The sequence below is a fragment of the Aureicoccus marinus genome (assembly GCF_002954325.1).
GTDB lineage: Bacteria > Bacteroidota > Bacteroidia > Flavobacteriales > Flavobacteriaceae > Aureicoccus > Aureicoccus marinus.
This window is the reverse complement of sequence record NZ_MQVX01000001.1, coordinates 178,529-194,357: the sequence shown is the minus strand read 5'-3', so window position 1 is coordinate 194,357 and position 15,829 is coordinate 178,529. Positions and strand designations below refer to the sequence as shown.

At 44.5% G+C, this 15,829-nt stretch carries 14 protein-coding genes, 1 other RNA gene and 1 pseudogene; 11 read left to right on the top strand and 5 right to left on the bottom strand.

The annotated features are described in order from the left end of the window. Positions 1-106 precede the first annotated feature (106 nt). Both BST99_RS00975 and ppgK read left to right on the top strand, forming a co-directional pair. The gene (locus BST99_RS00975; RefSeq protein WP_105000142.1) at positions 107-790 is read left to right on the top strand and encodes a cell division ATP-binding protein FtsE; all 684 of its coding nucleotides are present in this window, start codon (positions 107-109) and stop codon (positions 788-790) included. A gap of 53 nt (positions 791-843) precedes the next feature. Continuing rightward, positions 844-1,596, top strand: a complete 753-nt coding sequence (ppgK, locus tag BST99_RS00970; RefSeq protein WP_105000141.1) for a polyphosphate--glucose phosphotransferase — start codon at positions 844-846, stop codon at positions 1,594-1,596. Between the two features lie 6 nt (positions 1,597-1,602). On the opposite strand, the gene typA is transcribed toward ppgK, so the two are convergent. Further along, a complete protein-coding gene (typA, locus tag BST99_RS00965) occupies positions 1,603-3,402 on the bottom strand; it encodes a translational GTPase TypA (RefSeq protein WP_105000140.1) in 1,800 nt (599 codons plus the stop codon). Positions 3,403-3,531: 129 nt separating this feature from the next. On the opposite strand from typA, the gene kdsA reads away from it, so the two are divergent. Together kdsA and BST99_RS00955 are read left to right on the top strand one after the other, a co-directional pair. Next, positions 3,532-4,350, top strand: a complete 819-nt coding sequence (gene kdsA, locus BST99_RS00960) for a 3-deoxy-8-phosphooctulonate synthase (RefSeq protein ID WP_105000139.1) — start codon at positions 3,532-3,534, stop codon at positions 4,348-4,350. A gap of 57 nt (positions 4,351-4,407) precedes the next feature. Continuing rightward, a complete protein-coding gene (locus tag BST99_RS00955; protein WP_105000138.1) occupies positions 4,408-6,372 on the top strand; it encodes a transglutaminase domain-containing protein in 1,965 nt (654 codons plus the stop codon). Positions 6,373-6,375: 3 nt separating this feature from the next. Here BST99_RS00955 and BST99_RS00950 read toward each other — a convergent pair whose 3' ends face one another. Further along, a complete protein-coding gene (locus BST99_RS00950; protein WP_245916147.1) occupies positions 6,376-6,759 on the bottom strand; it encodes a DUF1801 domain-containing protein in 384 nt (127 codons plus the stop codon). 61 nt (positions 6,760-6,820) lie between these two features. On the opposite strand from BST99_RS00950, the gene BST99_RS00945 reads away from it, so the two are divergent. Genes BST99_RS00945 through creD form a run of 3 tightly spaced genes read left to right on the top strand, consistent with a single transcriptional unit; the run spans position 6,821 to position 9,108 of the window. After that, positions 6,821-7,429 (top strand): hypothetical protein, encoded by a 609-nt coding sequence (locus BST99_RS00945; RefSeq protein ID WP_105000137.1) that lies wholly within the window; start codon positions 6,821-6,823, stop codon positions 7,427-7,429. A 2-nt stretch (positions 7,430-7,431) separates the two neighbouring features. Beyond that, positions 7,432-7,755, top strand: a complete 324-nt coding sequence (locus tag BST99_RS00940; protein ID WP_105000136.1) for a winged helix-turn-helix domain-containing protein — start codon at positions 7,432-7,434, stop codon at positions 7,753-7,755. 6 nt (positions 7,756-7,761) lie between these two features. Then, entirely contained in the window at positions 7,762-9,108 is a 1,347-nt protein-coding gene (gene creD / locus BST99_RS00935) for a cell envelope integrity protein CreD (RefSeq protein ID WP_105000135.1), read from the top strand. A 74-nt stretch (positions 9,109-9,182) separates the two neighbouring features. On the opposite strand, the gene BST99_RS00930 is transcribed toward creD, so the two are convergent. Both BST99_RS00930 and BST99_RS00920 read right to left on the bottom strand, forming a co-directional pair. Next, the gene (locus BST99_RS00930) at positions 9,183-9,389 is read right to left on the bottom strand and encodes a hypothetical protein (RefSeq protein WP_105000134.1); all 207 of its coding nucleotides are present in this window, start codon (positions 9,387-9,389) and stop codon (positions 9,183-9,185) included. A gap of 639 nt (positions 9,390-10,028) precedes the next feature. After that, positions 10,029-11,230, bottom strand: a pseudogene (locus BST99_RS00920) (NAD(P)-dependent oxidoreductase). Positions 11,231-11,350: 120 nt separating this feature from the next. On the opposite strand from BST99_RS00920, the gene ssrA reads away from it, so the two are divergent. Further along, positions 11,351-11,749: a transfer-messenger RNA gene (gene ssrA, locus BST99_RS00915) on the top strand. Positions 11,750-11,974: 225 nt separating this feature from the next. Here the strand turns inward: ssrA and BST99_RS00910 are convergent. After that, positions 11,975-12,595 (bottom strand): hypothetical protein, encoded by a 621-nt coding sequence (locus tag BST99_RS00910; protein ID WP_105000132.1) that lies wholly within the window; start codon positions 12,593-12,595, stop codon positions 11,975-11,977. A 993-nt stretch (positions 12,596-13,588) separates the two neighbouring features. Here BST99_RS00910 and BST99_RS00900 point away from each other — a divergent pair. From BST99_RS00900 to BST99_RS00890, 3 genes are all read left to right on the top strand, one after another. Continuing rightward, positions 13,589-13,945, top strand: a complete 357-nt coding sequence (locus BST99_RS00900; protein WP_105000130.1) for a DUF2019 domain-containing protein — start codon at positions 13,589-13,591, stop codon at positions 13,943-13,945. Between the two features lie 154 nt (positions 13,946-14,099). Continuing rightward, positions 14,100-14,762 (top strand): hypothetical protein, encoded by a 663-nt coding sequence (locus BST99_RS00895; protein WP_146106167.1) that lies wholly within the window; start codon positions 14,100-14,102, stop codon positions 14,760-14,762. Between the two features lie 179 nt (positions 14,763-14,941). After that, positions 14,942-15,829 (top strand): ABC transporter ATP-binding protein, encoded by an 888-nt coding sequence (locus BST99_RS00890; RefSeq protein WP_105000128.1) that lies wholly within the window; start codon positions 14,942-14,944, stop codon positions 15,827-15,829.

Sequence of the window (15,829 nt, the reverse complement as noted above, 5' to 3'; positions counted from 1 at the left end):
TCGTGCGCCTCGAGAACTTTTCTTAGAACGTCAAATAATGGGCCAAAGTATACCCCTGCCCTTTTCCGGAAATCCTTATTACCTTTACTAGGGAAAAGTCACCCCAATGGCCGAAACAGTTTTACAAATGAAGGATGTCGATATTTTTCAGAACGACAACCTGATTTTAAGCAATATCAACCTCGAGGTAAAGAAAGGCGAGTTCGTCTACGTCATCGGAAAAACCGGTAGCGGAAAAAGCAGCTTTTTGCGAACCCTCTACGGTGACCTGCCTTTATCTAAAGGACAGGCCAGTGTAGTGGACTACTCCTTAAAAAAGCTGCAAGAGAAGGACATCCCCTACCTCAGAAGAAAACTCGGCATTATTTTTCAAGATTTTCAACTTCTTCCGGACCGCAGTGTTGAGCAAAATCTCGAATTTGTTCTGAAGGCCACCGGATGGACGGAGCCGGCCAAGATGCAATTGAAAATAGAAGAAGTTCTCGACAAGGTTGGAATGAAAAGTAAAGGCTTTAAATTTCCGCATCAGTTGTCGGGAGGGGAACAACAACGTGTTGGGATCGCCCGTGCGCTGCTGAATGATCCCGAACTGATCCTGGCCGACGAACCGACCGGTAACCTGGACCCCCAAACCAGTGTCGAGGTGATGAAGGTCCTCCAAGAAATCAACCAGACCGGGCGTACCATTGTCATGGCCACCCACGACTACGCCCTGATCTTAAAATATCCGCACAAGACCATTAAGTGCGATGGAAACAAGATGTTTGAAGTGATCCAAAAAGCCGTTTAGATTGACTACAGTTACCGCTTCTCATCTACTCAACTCACTCATAAATCAACTTCATGGAAGTACTTGGTATTGATATCGGTGGAACCGGTATGAAAGGTGCTCTGGTCAATGCAGAAACCGGAGAAATGACTACGGATCGTTTTCGTGTCCAAACCCCAGGCTCCCGAGGCCCTCAGGAAATGGCCGGAGTGGTTCAAGAAATTATCGATCATTTCAACTACAGTGGTCCCGTAGGTTGTGGCTTCCCGACCATCGTTAAGAATGGCGTGTGCACTTCCCCTGGGAACCTCAATCCAGAATGGGTTGGCACCAATATCGAAGACCTCTTCAGCCAACATACGGGTCAACAGTTTACCGTGGTGAACGATGCGGACGCTGCTGGTTTTGCCTCCATGGAATACGGTGTTGGAAAAGGCAAGAAAGGCTTTGTACTGATGATCACCGTGGGTACAGGTTTGGGCAGTGGTGCTTTTTTTAACGGAGAACTCCTTCCCAATTTTGAATTGGGTCAAATGCCGTATAAAGACTTCAAGAAAATAGAAGACTACGCTGCCGCTTCAGCCCGCGAACGCGATGGTCTCAGCTACGAGAAATGGGGCAAACGTTTCAACAAATTTTTAAACTACGTGGAACTCGTCGTCAACCCGGACTACATAATCGTCGGTGGAGGAGCTTCCAAAAAGTGGAATCAGTACAGCCACATGATCCAAATACAAACCCCGATTGTTCCTGCAGAATTGAAGAACAATGCTGGTATTATCGGTGCAGCCGCGTCTTGCGTCCACATGCACCGATTTGAACAATAGTCCGAATTAGACGGTTTTGTTGCGCTTGCGATCGACCTCTTTCAGGAAGATTTTGCGCAATCTCAAGTGATTTGGAGTCACCTCAACGTACTCGTCTTTTTGGATGTACTCCAAAGCTTCTTCCAAAGAGAACTTGATTGCTGGTACAATCTTGGCCTTATCGTCTGATCCCGCAGCTCTAACGTTAGATAGCTTTTTGGTCTTGGTCACATTGATGGCCATATCATCGTTTCGCGAGTTTTCACCAATTACTTGTCCTTCGTAGATCTCTTCTCCCGGATCGATAAAGAACTTCCCTCTTTCTTGTAGTTTATCGATCGAGTAAGGAATCGCCGTTCCGTTTTCCATCGAAACCAAAGAACCGTTGATACGACCAGGAATATCGCCTTTTAAGGGTTGGTACTCCTTGAAGCGGTGAGCCATAATAGCCTCCCCTGCTGTCGCGGTAAGCAATTGATTTCTCAATCCAATGATTCCCCGAGAAGGGATTTCGAATTCACAGAGCATTCGGCTTCCACGGGCCTCCATACTCCTCATCTCTCCTTTGCGGATTGACACCATTTCTACTGCCTTACCCGATACTTCTTCCGGCAAATCAATAGTCAACTCTTCGACCGGTTCACAGGTCACCCCGTCTATGGTTTTAAGGATTACCTGGGGCTGACCGATTTGCAGTTCGTAGCCTTCTCTTCGCATGGTTTCGATCAAAACCGAGAGGTGAAGTACGCCACGGCCGAAGACCATAAAGCGGTCAGCACTGTCGGTTTCTTCTACCCTTAAAGCCAGGTTCTTTTCGAGCTCTTTTTCGAGACGTTCCTTGAGGTGGCGAGAGGTTACAAACTTCCCGTCTTTCCCGAAAAAAGGGCTGTCGTTAATAGTAAAGAGCATGCTCATGGTCGGCTCGTCGATCGCGATGGTCTTCAAGGCTTCTGGCTCCTCAAAATCAGCGACCGTATCGCCAATTTCGAAGTTCTCCATACCAACAATGGCACAGATGTCTCCCGTTTGCACTTCGCTTACTTTTTGACGGCCTAAACCTTCAAAAACAAAGAGTTCCTTGATGCGGGTTTTTTGAGTAGACCCATCTCTTTTGATTAGCACGACTTGCTGCCCCTCTTTCAGACTACCTCTTTGCAGGCGACCGATAGCGATTCGCCCAGTGAAAGAACTAAAATCGAGGGAAGTGATAAGCAATTGGGTGTTCCCTTCTGTAGGTTCAAAGGTCGGAACGTGTTCCAGTACCATGTCCAATAAGGGTTCAATATTTTCTGTTGGCGTTTTCCAGTCCTCGCCCATCCAGTTGTTCTTGGCAGAACCGTATACCGTAGGAAAGTCCAGTTGCCACTCTTCAGCCCCCAGTTCAAACATCAGGTCAAACACCTTTTCGTGAACTTCTTCAGGGGTACAATTCTCTTTGTCGACCTTATTGATGACTACACAGGGCTTCAATCCCAATTCGATCGCCTTTTGCAAGACAAAGCGGGTTTGAGGCATCGGTCCTTCAAAGGCGTCAACCAAAAGAAGAACCCCATCAGCCATATTGAGAACACGTTCCACTTCCCCACCAAAGTCGGCGTGACCAGGGGTATCGATGATGTTGATTTTAACGTCCTTGTACTGAACCGAAACATTCTTGGAGACAATGGTAATTCCACGCTCGCGTTCCAGGTCGTTGTTGTCCAAAATCAGCTCTCCTTTGTTCTCATTTTCGCGGAACAAACGGCAGTGGTACATGATTTTGTCTACCAAGGTGGTCTTACCGTGGTCAACGTGTGCAATGATTGCAATGTTTTTGATGGTGCCCATAGGTGCTTTTATCTGACTCTCAGTTAGGAAGAGCCCTCGCTTTCAGCCCGCAAATATAGTCTGAATCCCCTACACTTAGGCCGAAAAATTTTCGGATCTGAAAAAGTATCTTTGTGAAAACATTTTTCTATGGAACTCTCCAAAATCCCTCAGATTAAAAACACCGACTCCGGGCAGTTTTTTTTGCTCTCTGGACCCTGTGCAATTGAGGGGGAAGAAATGGCCTTGCGCATTGCCGAAAAACTAGTGAACATTACGGATAAACTTCGTATTCCCTACGTTTTCAAAGGCAGCTTTAAGAAGGCCAACCGCAGCCGAATCGATTCTTTTAGTGGAATCGGGGACGAAAAAGCCCTGAAAATCCTCCAAAAAGTATCCCAAGAGTTCCAGGTTCCCACCGTGACAGACATCCACGTTCCTGAAGATGCAGCCTTGGCTGCCGAGTACGTTGACGTTCTGCAAATTCCCGCTTTTTTGGTGCGTCAAACGGATTTGGTAGTTGCTGCAGCGAAGACCGGAAAGACCGTTAACCTCAAAAAAGGGCAATTTATGAGCCCGGAGAGCATGTCTCATGCCGTCAAAAAAGTCACTGACAGCGGTAATCAGCAGGTCGTGCTCACCGAAAGGGGGACCATGTTTGGTTACCAAGATTTGGTAGTGGACTACCGCGGTATCCCAACAATGCAAAACTACGCTCCTGTGGTTCTGGATGTTACCCATTCTCTACAACAGCCCAACCAGGCTTCTGGAGTTACCGGTGGTCGCCCTGCTCTGATCAGTACTATGGCCAAAGCCGGTATTGCCGTCGGAGTTGATGGCTTGTTTATGGAAACACACTATGATCCAGCAAATGCGAAAAGTGATGGTGCGAATATGCTGCAGTTGGATTTGATGGAAGACCTGTTGACCCAACTTGTCCGACTGAGAGAAGTGGTGCAGAATACATAAAACTTCTTGGTCTGTTGGTGGGGAGCGGTTATCTTCCGGGCCTAAACCAACCACCTGATGAGCCGAAGTTTTCTACTCCTCCTCTTTTTATTTCTCAACCTTAGTCTCAGCGCCCAATACAGCCAACCTTTTGGCAACGTGACGGTCAAAGAACTCGAGATGGATCATTTTCCTGGTGATCCCGAAGCCGAAGCCATGGCTATTTTCGAATACGGTGTCTACACCTTTGAGCTGAAAGACAACGGTTATATCTACTTGATGAAGGAGTACCATACCAAAATCAAGATCCTCAATCAGGAAGGGCTCGAATTGGCCAATCAGGAAATTCCCCTTTACAGGACCGATAAACGAAAAGAACAAATCGTCAAATTCCAGGCCATCACCCACAACGGACGCGAAAAAACAGGAGTCGACCAATCTGCTCAGTTTTTGGTGGACGAAACCCCCAATTGGTCGGCCTACCGATTTACTTTTCCGAAAGTAAAAGTGGGGTCCATCATTGAGTACAAATACACCCTGCAATCTCCTTTTTACTTCAATTTGGACCGCTGGGATTTTCAGGGATCCATACCAAAGCTCTACAGCCGTTTTCATGCCGAAATACCAGGGAACTATGTGTATAACCGGGTCCTAAAAGGAGATCTCCCGCTTTCGCTCAATTTAAACTCAGAACGCCCAAATTGTTTTTCTGTTCCACGCAGTTCTCAATCGGCTTCTTGCGAGGTATTGGATTTTGCTATCGAAAATGTGCCCGCTTTTCGAGAGACCGAACCCTTTATGCTCTCTAGCGAGAACTACATCTCGCGTCTGGTCTTTGAACTTTCGCAGTTCTACCCTTTTAATGGAGGGGTCGAAAAGTATTCCAAAAGTTGGAAGGATGTAGACAAAGAGTATCGCAAGGATCAGGACATTGGTAGACAAGTGGGTAAACAGGACTTCTTTACCAAGGCTTTGCCGAGTAACGCGAAGTCGGCTCAGACCACAATGGAAAAAGCCCGCGCTGTTTACAAGCACATACAAGACCATTTCAATTGGAATGAGAAGTATGGGATCTACCGCAAGGTGCGCGTCAAAAAGGCCTACGAAAATAGAACGGGGAATATTGGCGAAATCAATATCTCCCTCATCAATATGCTGGAAGCGGCCGATATTCCCGCCAAGATTGTACTCTTGTCCACCCGAGAAAACGGTTTACCTCGACGTAATCAGGCCAATATCACCGACTTTAATTATTTAGTCGCTTTGGCCACCATCGATGGAAAGGACTATGTTTTGGACGCCAGCGATAAGTTTACTCCTTTTGGAATGCTACCCTATCGTGCACTCAACTATGTCGGGCGGGTCATGGACTTTAAGAAAGACAGCTATTGGATTGACCTGCCGGTATCGAACCGAAATAAATCCACCAGTCAAGTTATGCTGCAATTTGACCTGGATAATCAGGTCATTAAGGGGCGTCATCGAGAAATCCTTCTGGGGTACAGTGCATCCGATCGCTACAGAACTCTCGATAAGTTAGGAGAAGAAGGTTTTCTAGAAAAAATCGAAGACAACAGTTTTATTGAAATCAGCGAGCACAAGATTGCTCCCGGCAGTACCCCAAAAAAACTGACCCAAAACTATGTTTTTGAAATGCCGGGCTTCAGTGAAGACAACCGAATACGTTTCAATCCCTTTATTGTGAAGTTTTTGAGCTCTTCCCCCTTCAAGAATAAGAAGCGGCAATTCCCGGTGGAATTTGGTTATCCCAGATCCTATGGCTTCAATGCCATTATTCCTGTTCCGGAAGGCTACGTCATTGAGGACTTGCCTGCGAAAAAGGAATTGAGTGTACTAGACGGACAGGCTTCATTAAAGTACGATTGCAAAGCCTCCCCCGACGGTAAGAACATCAACTTGCAGTTTGTCTTTGATGTCAAAAATGTCTTCTTCTTGGTCGAAAACTACCCCCAACTCAAGGAACTTTACGACACCTTTTATTATTTACAGCAAAACAGTTTGATTTCCCTGAAGAAGAGCTAAGTTCTACTTCTTATAAAAGCCCAGGTGTGATTTGGATACCGCTTCTTGAAGCAGGTCTTCCAATACCTGTGGGTCAATCGCCTCCAAAGAGTGAAATCGCAAGGAGCGCATGACTTTGCGACCATCGGAATGCAGGTGTTCCGGATGCAAGGTGAGGTGGGCCGCATGCCAGAATCCAAGCTCGACATAGGTCTTTTTACGGGGTACATTCAAATAACAGAACGGTCTGTCTTTATAGTCGAAGAACGGTATCTTATACTTGTATTTCAGCTGTATAGAAGGGATTTGACGCTCGATAAACTGCTGAAGAAAGAGGAGGATCTCTCTATAGGGTTCTTTTTGTTGGAGAATGTAGTCTTCGGCCGGGTTCACTCTTAAATTTTTCAAAAGATAGTACTTCAATTGGAAAATTAAATTATTTTTACTTTGTATTTCAAAGTACTTTTAAATGGAATCAAAGAACTACCTGGATGACCTTTCCGAAATCAAGGACCTCATGTCCCGCTCCTCTCGATTTCTATCGCTGAGTGGCCTATCCGGAATACTCGCTGGCCTTTATGCCTTAATCGGCGCAGGTATTGCCTATGTCTATCTGCTCCCCGCTGAAGGCGAAAGCTTGAGAACACACAGTACCTCCTTTTCGCTCCTGGTTGCCCTTTTATTGGGAATTGCCTTCTTGAGTATAGTTACCGCCATTGGGCTCTCTTATCGCAAAGCCAAAAAGAATGGAGAAAACATATGGGATGCCACGACTACCCGACTACTGATCAACTTTGCTGTGCCCTTACTTACCGGTGGAATCTACATTCTCATTAAGATTCAAAGCGATCACTTTGGTCTGACCGGGGCCCTTATGCTGATCTTTTATGGTCTGGCTTTGGTCAACGCGTCCAAATACACCCTGGGGCAGGTCCGCTACCTGGGTTATATCGAAATTGTACTTGGGCTTTTCTGTGCCGCCTTTCCGGGCCACGGGTTCTGGTTTTGGACCCTTGGATTTGGGGTGATGCACATTCTGTACGGAGGACTCATGTACCAAAAAGAACGTCAGGGCTAAGCATGGGATTGATCGATAACATCAATAAACTCTTTGACCACCGAATCCGGTTGGGTATCATGTCTATTCTCATGGTCAATGAGGAAGTTGATTTTACCCGACTCAAGGAACTCCTTGGACTGACCGACGGAAACCTGGCCAGTCATTTAAAGACTTTAGAAAAAGCAGAATACCTCAGTATAGAAAAACGCTTTGTGGGGCGTAAACCCAATACCCGCTACAAGGCGACCAAGGCGGGAAGAACAGCCTTTCAAAAACACCTGGAGGCCCTAGAATACCTAATCAAACAAGCCGAAAACCCAAACGATAATCCTAATTCTAAATAGACACCTATGAGTACATCAAATCGAATTGGCAATTGGCTTAGAAACTCCATCTCGCTCCGCATGCTGGTGGTCGGCTTTATCCTCCTCGTACTTTTAATTCCCTTGGCCTTTGTCAAGGACCTGATTAAAGAACGTGGACAACGGCAACAGGAAGTGATTGACGAAATCAATGGAAAATGGGGTAAGTCGGTCACCCTTTACGGACCCATTATCAAAATCCCATACCGCACCTTTGAGCAAGAAAAGGTGCTCAACCCCGATACCAAGGCCTACATCACGACCGAAAAGGAGGTCTTTCACACGGCTTACTTCTTACCCGAGAACCTGGATATTCAATCCAAGATCGATACGGAAGTATTGAACTACGGGATCTACGAGTCTGTGGTCTACTCCACTCAGCTCCGTTTGAGTGGTAACTTCGAGGGCTTTGAATTTAGCGCTATTGAGGTACCCGATAAAGACATCCTCTGGTCCAAGGCGACCTTACTTCTGCGTACCTCCAACCTCAAGGGTATCCGCACCGAAGTGGAATTTGCTCTGGATTCGGCTCGCTACAACTTAAAACCCAAATTCAACAACCAACGCATCAGTACCTTGGAAAGTGGCTTTATCAAATCCATGACCGAGTTCAAAGACAAAAACCTGTCTTTTGAAATGCAAATGGAGATGAACGGAAGTGAGAGCCTCAGATTTGTCCCGATCGGAAAAGTCACCACGACAGCGATGAAATCCGATTGGCCTTCGCCGAGCTTTAGCGGAGAGTTCTTGCCCGAAGACGACAGCAAGACCATAGGCCCGGATGGGTTTAAGGCTCAATGGAAAATCCTGGAAATCAATCGGCAGTTTGGTCAGTCCTTTTTTTACAACCTCCCTGAACTAAGTGAGTTCGCTTTTGGAACAGACCTGATTGTACCCATAGACGACTACCAAAAAACAGAGCGAAGCAGTAAGTACGGTTTTATGATTATCGGGCTGACCCTGCTGGTCTTTCTTCTGATTCAGCTCATCAGTAAAATCAGCATTCACCCCTTCCAATACCTGATGATCGGTTTGGCCTTGGTGATGTTTTACACCCTGCTTATTTCGATAACAGAGCACCAGAATTTTTTGCGGGCCTACTTGATTTCGGGCTTAGCCGTTATAGGGCTGATCACCCTTTACTCAGCAAGTATATTGAGGAGCTTCAAGTTTTCGTTGCTGATCTTCAGTTCGATGACGGCACTTTACTCCTTCATCTTTGTGATCATACAACTCGAAAACTACGCCCTCTTAGTCGGTAGTGTGGGACTGTTTGTGATCCTGGCGATCATCATGTTCGCCACAAGAAGAATTGATTGGGAACCACAGGAGTGAATGTTTGGGCAATTCAGGCACTCTTGATGGAAAAGGTCGTCCTTGCTGCTGGGCGGCCTTTTTTCTTTATTGCACTAATGGAGTTCTTCCGGAAAGATCTTAAAACAGAGGTTGAAATAAGACTGATACATCTCAAGGTGAAAACGAGCCTTCTGAAGATAAAGCTGCCCCCACTCTCCTCTTTTCTCTTGGGCTTGATGCAGCATATTCCGTTTGTAAAGTCTGTAGTGTTTGTCGGCTTGTTCCAGGGTAAACAAAAATCGGGTATTGTTCAGTACCATAAGCGTTAATGGTTTGTTTGTTTGTTAGACCCCTTGCCCCCATGGAGGTCACTTAAAATAAGTCTCTTCCTCCTAAACGGATTTGGAAGAGGTGTTAAATTTTGAACGAAAAAAACCCGCGAATTTTATACGCAAATAGAAAAAATAAGTGCCGTTTATCGAAAAGTTCAACAGAATCAATACAATAACAAAAAGAGTAGGGTTAACCTAGCGGAAAAGCGAAGTTTTTTCCTACAAATACGCGATGTGCAGGTGCTGTTGAGATCCGTTGATCTCTGCGTCAAAATCTTGAGCCAAGCGCATGCGGAATCGTTCCGGAGTGGACCGCCCAATGCGCACCCACTGGTATTTACATCGACATCAAAATAAAATGAGGAGAAGTCATCCCCGAAATCCTGTTCGAATTTACGGAGCAAATAGCGGGTAATTCTGGGCCTGAGCTCGTATTCGAGCTCAATAGCCAGCCGGCTAAAGCTTTGGTCTTTTGGTAGGTTGGTTAGCCAATTAAAGTGCATCTTGTTTAACCAATTAAGGGAAGACAATATACAAAGAATGCTCGCCCAGGAAAGAAATGTTAATAACTAATAGAATTTTAACTCCTTCAATTAGCGAATTTTAGCACAAAATAAGGTAAGAATTTTAGCTCTTTTCCACATAATCCGTGAGGTAGCTAAAGCCTTCCGTTAACTGTCCGTTTTGGGTCATTCGGGCCCTTTGTAAAACACCTCTTGCGTCCCCATTAAAGAAAGCGGGAATCACCTCTGCACCAAAAGCTTTTCCGAATCCTTCCGAAGCATCCCTCGGCAACTCACAAGGCAGATTGTCCACAGCCATAACCGTAATTGCGGATTCCTGATCCCAAGGCACAACAGTCTCTTGAACAGGATCGTAACCGTAAACGGGATCCGCAATCGTGGAGGGTTGTAAAGTAGAGGCCACCGGCCCGTCGATATCGCAACTGATATCAGCTACCACCTCAATGGCAAAATCCGTATGACGCGCGTCTTCACGGGTATACAAATAGGGAGCTTTATCGTTGTGAAAATGCCCAGCAATAAACAGATCAGCTTTGTGACTGAATCGAGAAAATATGCTTTTGTATTTTTCTGGATGTTCAAAAAAGTCCGAACGACTGCCTTCTGAACCGTCTTCACGGGCGTTGTAGTCCATCACATCGATTTGACAGAATACCGCCTCTTCAAAAGTAGAACTCAAAAATTCCTCACTTGTGACTTCTCGCATCTTCATCCCGACCAGCATCTCTCGTGCTCCATTCCCTACTCGACCTTTCCCGGTCAGTACAATTCGGGCCGTTCCCATATCAGCCCCTTGAAGCTTTTGAATCAGTTCGTTCTGATCTTTCAGATTTTCGGCTTTAGGCAATTCAAAAGTACCCTTGCGTAGTCCCCAGGCACGAATCCCATTATAGGCGCCCACAATTCCCGCATAGCGTCCGAAGGCAACCAGGCGTTGACCCTTGGCGCTAGTGATGACCTCGTGGTCATAGAGCTCGATGCTCTTTTCCAATACCGCTCTTAGTAAATCGCGGTTATAAGGCTGCTTTTTGATCGTGTGCGAAAAAAGAAGTACTTCTTGTTGGGGATCAGGGCATCGATTGGCACTTCTTTTACCCCAAGGAGAACATCACATTCATCCATTGCGTCCCGCACGGGAATGCCTTGGGCCTCGTATTCCGCATCCGTAAAAACACGGATAGGAGAAGGTTCTACAATGATTTCTAGGTCCTCGAATTGATCGAGTAGCTCTCGGCAGGCTTCAGGAGACAAAACAACCCGACGATCTGGCGGGTTTTTGCGTTCACGAATCAGTCCAAACTTCATTTTTGCGCTTTGGTACAACTTTTGCCCTCAAATATACGTATTCGTACTGGCGGGCAACTTTTTTGCTAACTTTGCCCTCCTTTTGAGAAATGGGGATTTCCCCGCGTTCTTTAACATATTGGGGCCGACCGGTTTTGACAGCGAGATCAATGACAGGGTAAGCATGCCGAGCTATGGAATTAATGCTCGTAAATATCTGTTCCAACCTTTTAAATGGCGAAAATAACTACGCTTTAGCTGCCTAATTGACTGAATTATAGTAAGTCTTGGCCTAGTCCCGCGAGGCGGGAAAGCTGAATGTCTCTGAATAGCCCTTGTTGACGGCGATTCTTTAAGAGGCACCATCAAAGTCAACATAGAGTAATCGCAGCTTCGGCGATCACTTAAATCTAAAGAAGCTAAGGGTGTAATAGGCGGTTTTTGGTCAGTTACACTTCGAAAACCGAACAAAAACTAAGCATGTAGAAAGCTTTGAAGTTGCTTGTTTGGACGAGGGTTCGAATCCCTCCGGCTCCACGACACTCAAGAAACCACGCCACAAGGCGTGGTTTTTTCATTTATGACCACGTCAAAACGAAGTTTTGTAAGTGGGGATAAGGGAAAAACTAGAAGCGATAGCTTCGTGGTTTCTTATTTGCAGCATTGGAGCCAGTAGGGAAGATTAACAAAGTGAATCAATCCTGACTAAATTTTAGTCCTACTCAAACACCACATCAAAACCCAATTCAGTGATTGGAGTCAATTCTACACCCTCACAATCACTTTCTTCAAGGGCGTTCTTAAGCTTTCCGACACAAAATATCCCGGAGTGGAATATACTAATCGAAAGAAATCATAGGGGATGGAACGCTTAAAATAAAGTGATTTTGGTGAGTCATACCGCACCTTACGGTTCTTCCTCATATGTTCAATTTCCTCAAGACTAATTGAATACTGCACTTCTGACTTTGGCTTGCCAACATGATTAACTTCCACATACTTAGATCGATCCCAATCGATTAAATCTTTCTCGGGTGATTCATAGTTATAGAAGTAATGATATTTAAAAGACTTGTCATAATGAGTAGCTGTCGCCTCAACCCATTGCACTTCATCTGGAAACTTGAAACCTTCCACTATTTGCTTTAAACTTTGACTTATGAGAATCCCAGATCGAGATAAAGGAATACAGATAATAATGTCATTCGGCTTAGCCCGCTTCCGAATCTCAATTCCGTTGAGGTCAGGAAGAATATCTAGTTTTCCTCTTTGCTTCATTCGGCCAACCGCTCTAATTAACTCTGGAGCATAATCGTCTCGCATTTTGATGGAGGCTATTGATCCAATAATTTTGTTAATAGAAGCTGCCCTAATACGGTAAATCATAACTAAAAAAGTTCATCGAAATTGAGATTTGAACCATCAATGGTCTAGTTGAGGTTTACAGGAACCACCCTGGCTCTTCCGTAGCCTTGCCAGATAGAATCTGTCAGTTTAAAAACTACTAACTCGTATTCGCCATTATAGGTCCTGAAAAATAGCGCCAAATTCTTTTGTTGGTTAAATAAAGGGAACGATATCCTCGTTTTGGACTTTCTTTTGGAAAAGTTGATCATGTTCGCCTTACGCTTTCTCCATTTGATCTTTTTAAGAAGGATTTCGCTCTCCATTTTCTTCCTATCAGTCTGACTGAATAAGTCTATTAACTTTCTTGGGTACATTGAGTTAACCGTAAAAAGCAAGCTGTCTTTTACTTCTTTTGATAAATTCAAATTCTTAATTGAATCTCTTTGACTATTCAATTTCTTCGAGACCTCAGGAAAAAGAAGATTAACAGATCTTTTAATTAGTAGCCTCTTAAAAATATCTCTGGACTTAACAATATCAAGGGATAAAGGGTGTAAATCTATTTGAGGTTCACTAGTAAAAGTATAGGGAAGATCATTAATTAATGCATAGACTTCCTTTTCGTTGGGAATTTGACCTTTACATGTCAACATCGATATGAAAAAACACCCTATTAATAATACTACATCTGTTACTCTTCGCATCCTTTTCCTTTTGCTTGATTGTTTGTCTAAATTGATGGTCTTTTAAAGAGGCCTTTGAAAATTATACTTATTCAATAAAACAATTGGTATTTAGCTTCTCCAACCTAATCAAGAATTTCGAGAGACGATTTGAAGTTTTCCATAAAAAAAAGGAAGGAAAGTGTAATCGATAAGCTGTGCTGATTCACTAAAAGACTGTTTTATTCACAATTCAAAAAAACAACTAGAGTACTGTAAAGAACAACGAGCTTTTTTAAGACAGTATCAATACGGTATTGATATCTTAGGCAGGCAGAGCAGCGAAGCAGTCAAATAAATTAACAGCGGAATGAAATTTAATAGTCTAGATGAGGCAGTAGCGGTTTTCATTGATTCCGCAATTATTCAAGATAATTCGTCTAAAACTGGCGATTACAAAACTGGCAATAAAGCAGAAGATAAAATCAGGGCCTCTTTAAAGTACATTTGGCAGAATAACCCTTATTTCATCAGTAATCTTCTTGATCACGAAAATGGTAACGTTCGGAATTGGACTGCAATGTTTTGGTTAAGCGTAAATGAAGAGCAAGCCCTGAAAGTACTGGAAGATATAGCGAACTCTAAGACTTTTTACGCTATGGAAGCAAAGTATTGCATCATTGAATGGAAAAAGGGAAACCTAACCTCTGACCAATGGGAGAGATAAAAAGCTTATAATTTCTACAGCGACAATAGAATAAGATAAAAGGTCTGAATTTTCACAAGGAAATCAGTGAAAGTCATTGCAAGAAGTCCTTTGTACTCCCTCATCACACTTTCCATTTTTATGATGAAATTGCCGCCGGAAGTCAAACCAAAAAATGAACTACTACAAGCTTACAAGCTTTTGTACCGATCCAAGTGAAATGGGCACATTTCCTCAACTAGCAAAATGGCTAAAACATGCAGATTGGGAAAAAGTTTATAGCGGTATAGAAGGAGAACTACCTGATGATTGGCAAACCCCTATAGTTGCGCTACATCCGAAAGCAAAATTAACCACCCAACTAACCGGGATTTTATTAGCTCCAGTAGTATTGACCTTGAAGAAATCTTTTGTCAAGTTTCTCCAGGACTTTGACTTACCTCCGCATAAAACCTGGCCAATTCATCTTGTGCATAGAGACCAGGATATCCATGATTATCTCCTTTTTCATATTTCCGACCCTATTGATCACATATTGATCGACATTGAGAAAAGCTCATTTTATGCAGCTGAAGGGATCCCTTTTGGAGGAAAACTAGAAGGAGAGCCTGTACAGATCAAGGATGCTGAAGAGTACAAGCGAGTTAAGCTGGAGCTTAAGTATGAAAACTCATCAAGGTCTTTATATTCCTCTCCCGCTGTTTTCGATTTTGACAGAACTACCTATGATTTGATTAGAATGACCAATGAACCTCATCTAGGTTACTTCGTGTCCCAAAAATTGAAAGATGCTATGGAAGAATATGGGGTTACCGGAAATGGCTGGGAGGAGTTTTAGTTTTAATCTGATCGACTTTGAGATTATGAATAATCCCGAATTGGGACAAGAATTGAATCTCGATCTACAAAAAACAACTTCCCCACTTTTCCCTATTTTGTTACAACTTTAGTTTACAGGCGTCTAGCTAAAGGTGGCGCTTCCATGTGCCCAGTCATTCATTAACCAACCCGATAACAATGAGCCTAGTTATTCAAGACCTCAACAAGACTTATCCCAACGGCGTACACGCCATTAAAAATGTCAACCTCACGATTCCCAACGGAATGTTTGGCCTTCTCGGACCAAATGGGGCAGGAAAATCTTCCTTGATGCGAACCATCGCAACCCTTCAAGAAGCCGACTCCGGCAGCATCCAGCTCGGAGAAATCGATGTCCTTAAAAACAAGGAAGAGGTTCGGAAAATATTGGGGTACCTCCCTCAGGAATTCGGGGTCTACCCCAAGGTTAGTGCCTACAAAATGCTTCACCACATTGCCTCCCTCAAAGGGATCAGTAAAAAAGGAGAGCGCAAAGATTTGGTCGAATCCCTGCTAACGAAGACCAACCTCTGGCAGGTCCGCAACAAAAACCTGGGAACTTATTCTGGGGGAATGAAACAACGCTTTGGAATCGCCCAAGCCCTTATCGGGGATCCCCGACTGATCATTGTAGATGAACCGACCGCTGGCTTGGACCCGGCAGAACGTGTTCGTTTCCACAACCTCCTCAGTGAAATTGGAGAAAACACCGTGGTGATCCTTTCGACCCACATTGTGGAAGATGTTTCTAACCTCTGCCACAACATGGCCATCATCTGCCTAGGGGAAGTGGTTGCCCAAGGAAATCCCTTAGACCTGGTCAATGCCGTCCAAGGCAAAATCTGGAAGAAAATCATCAAACGCAGCGAACTGGAACAGTACCAGGCCGAGCACCAGGTGATTTCTCTCCACCTCATCGCGGGGGAAACCATGATCCACGTACTGAGCGACAGCCAGCCCGATGACAGCTTTGAACAAAGCAAGGCCACTCTGGAAGACGTCTACTTTTCAGAGATCACCAGTCGTATGCAAAACCTTCCTGTTTAA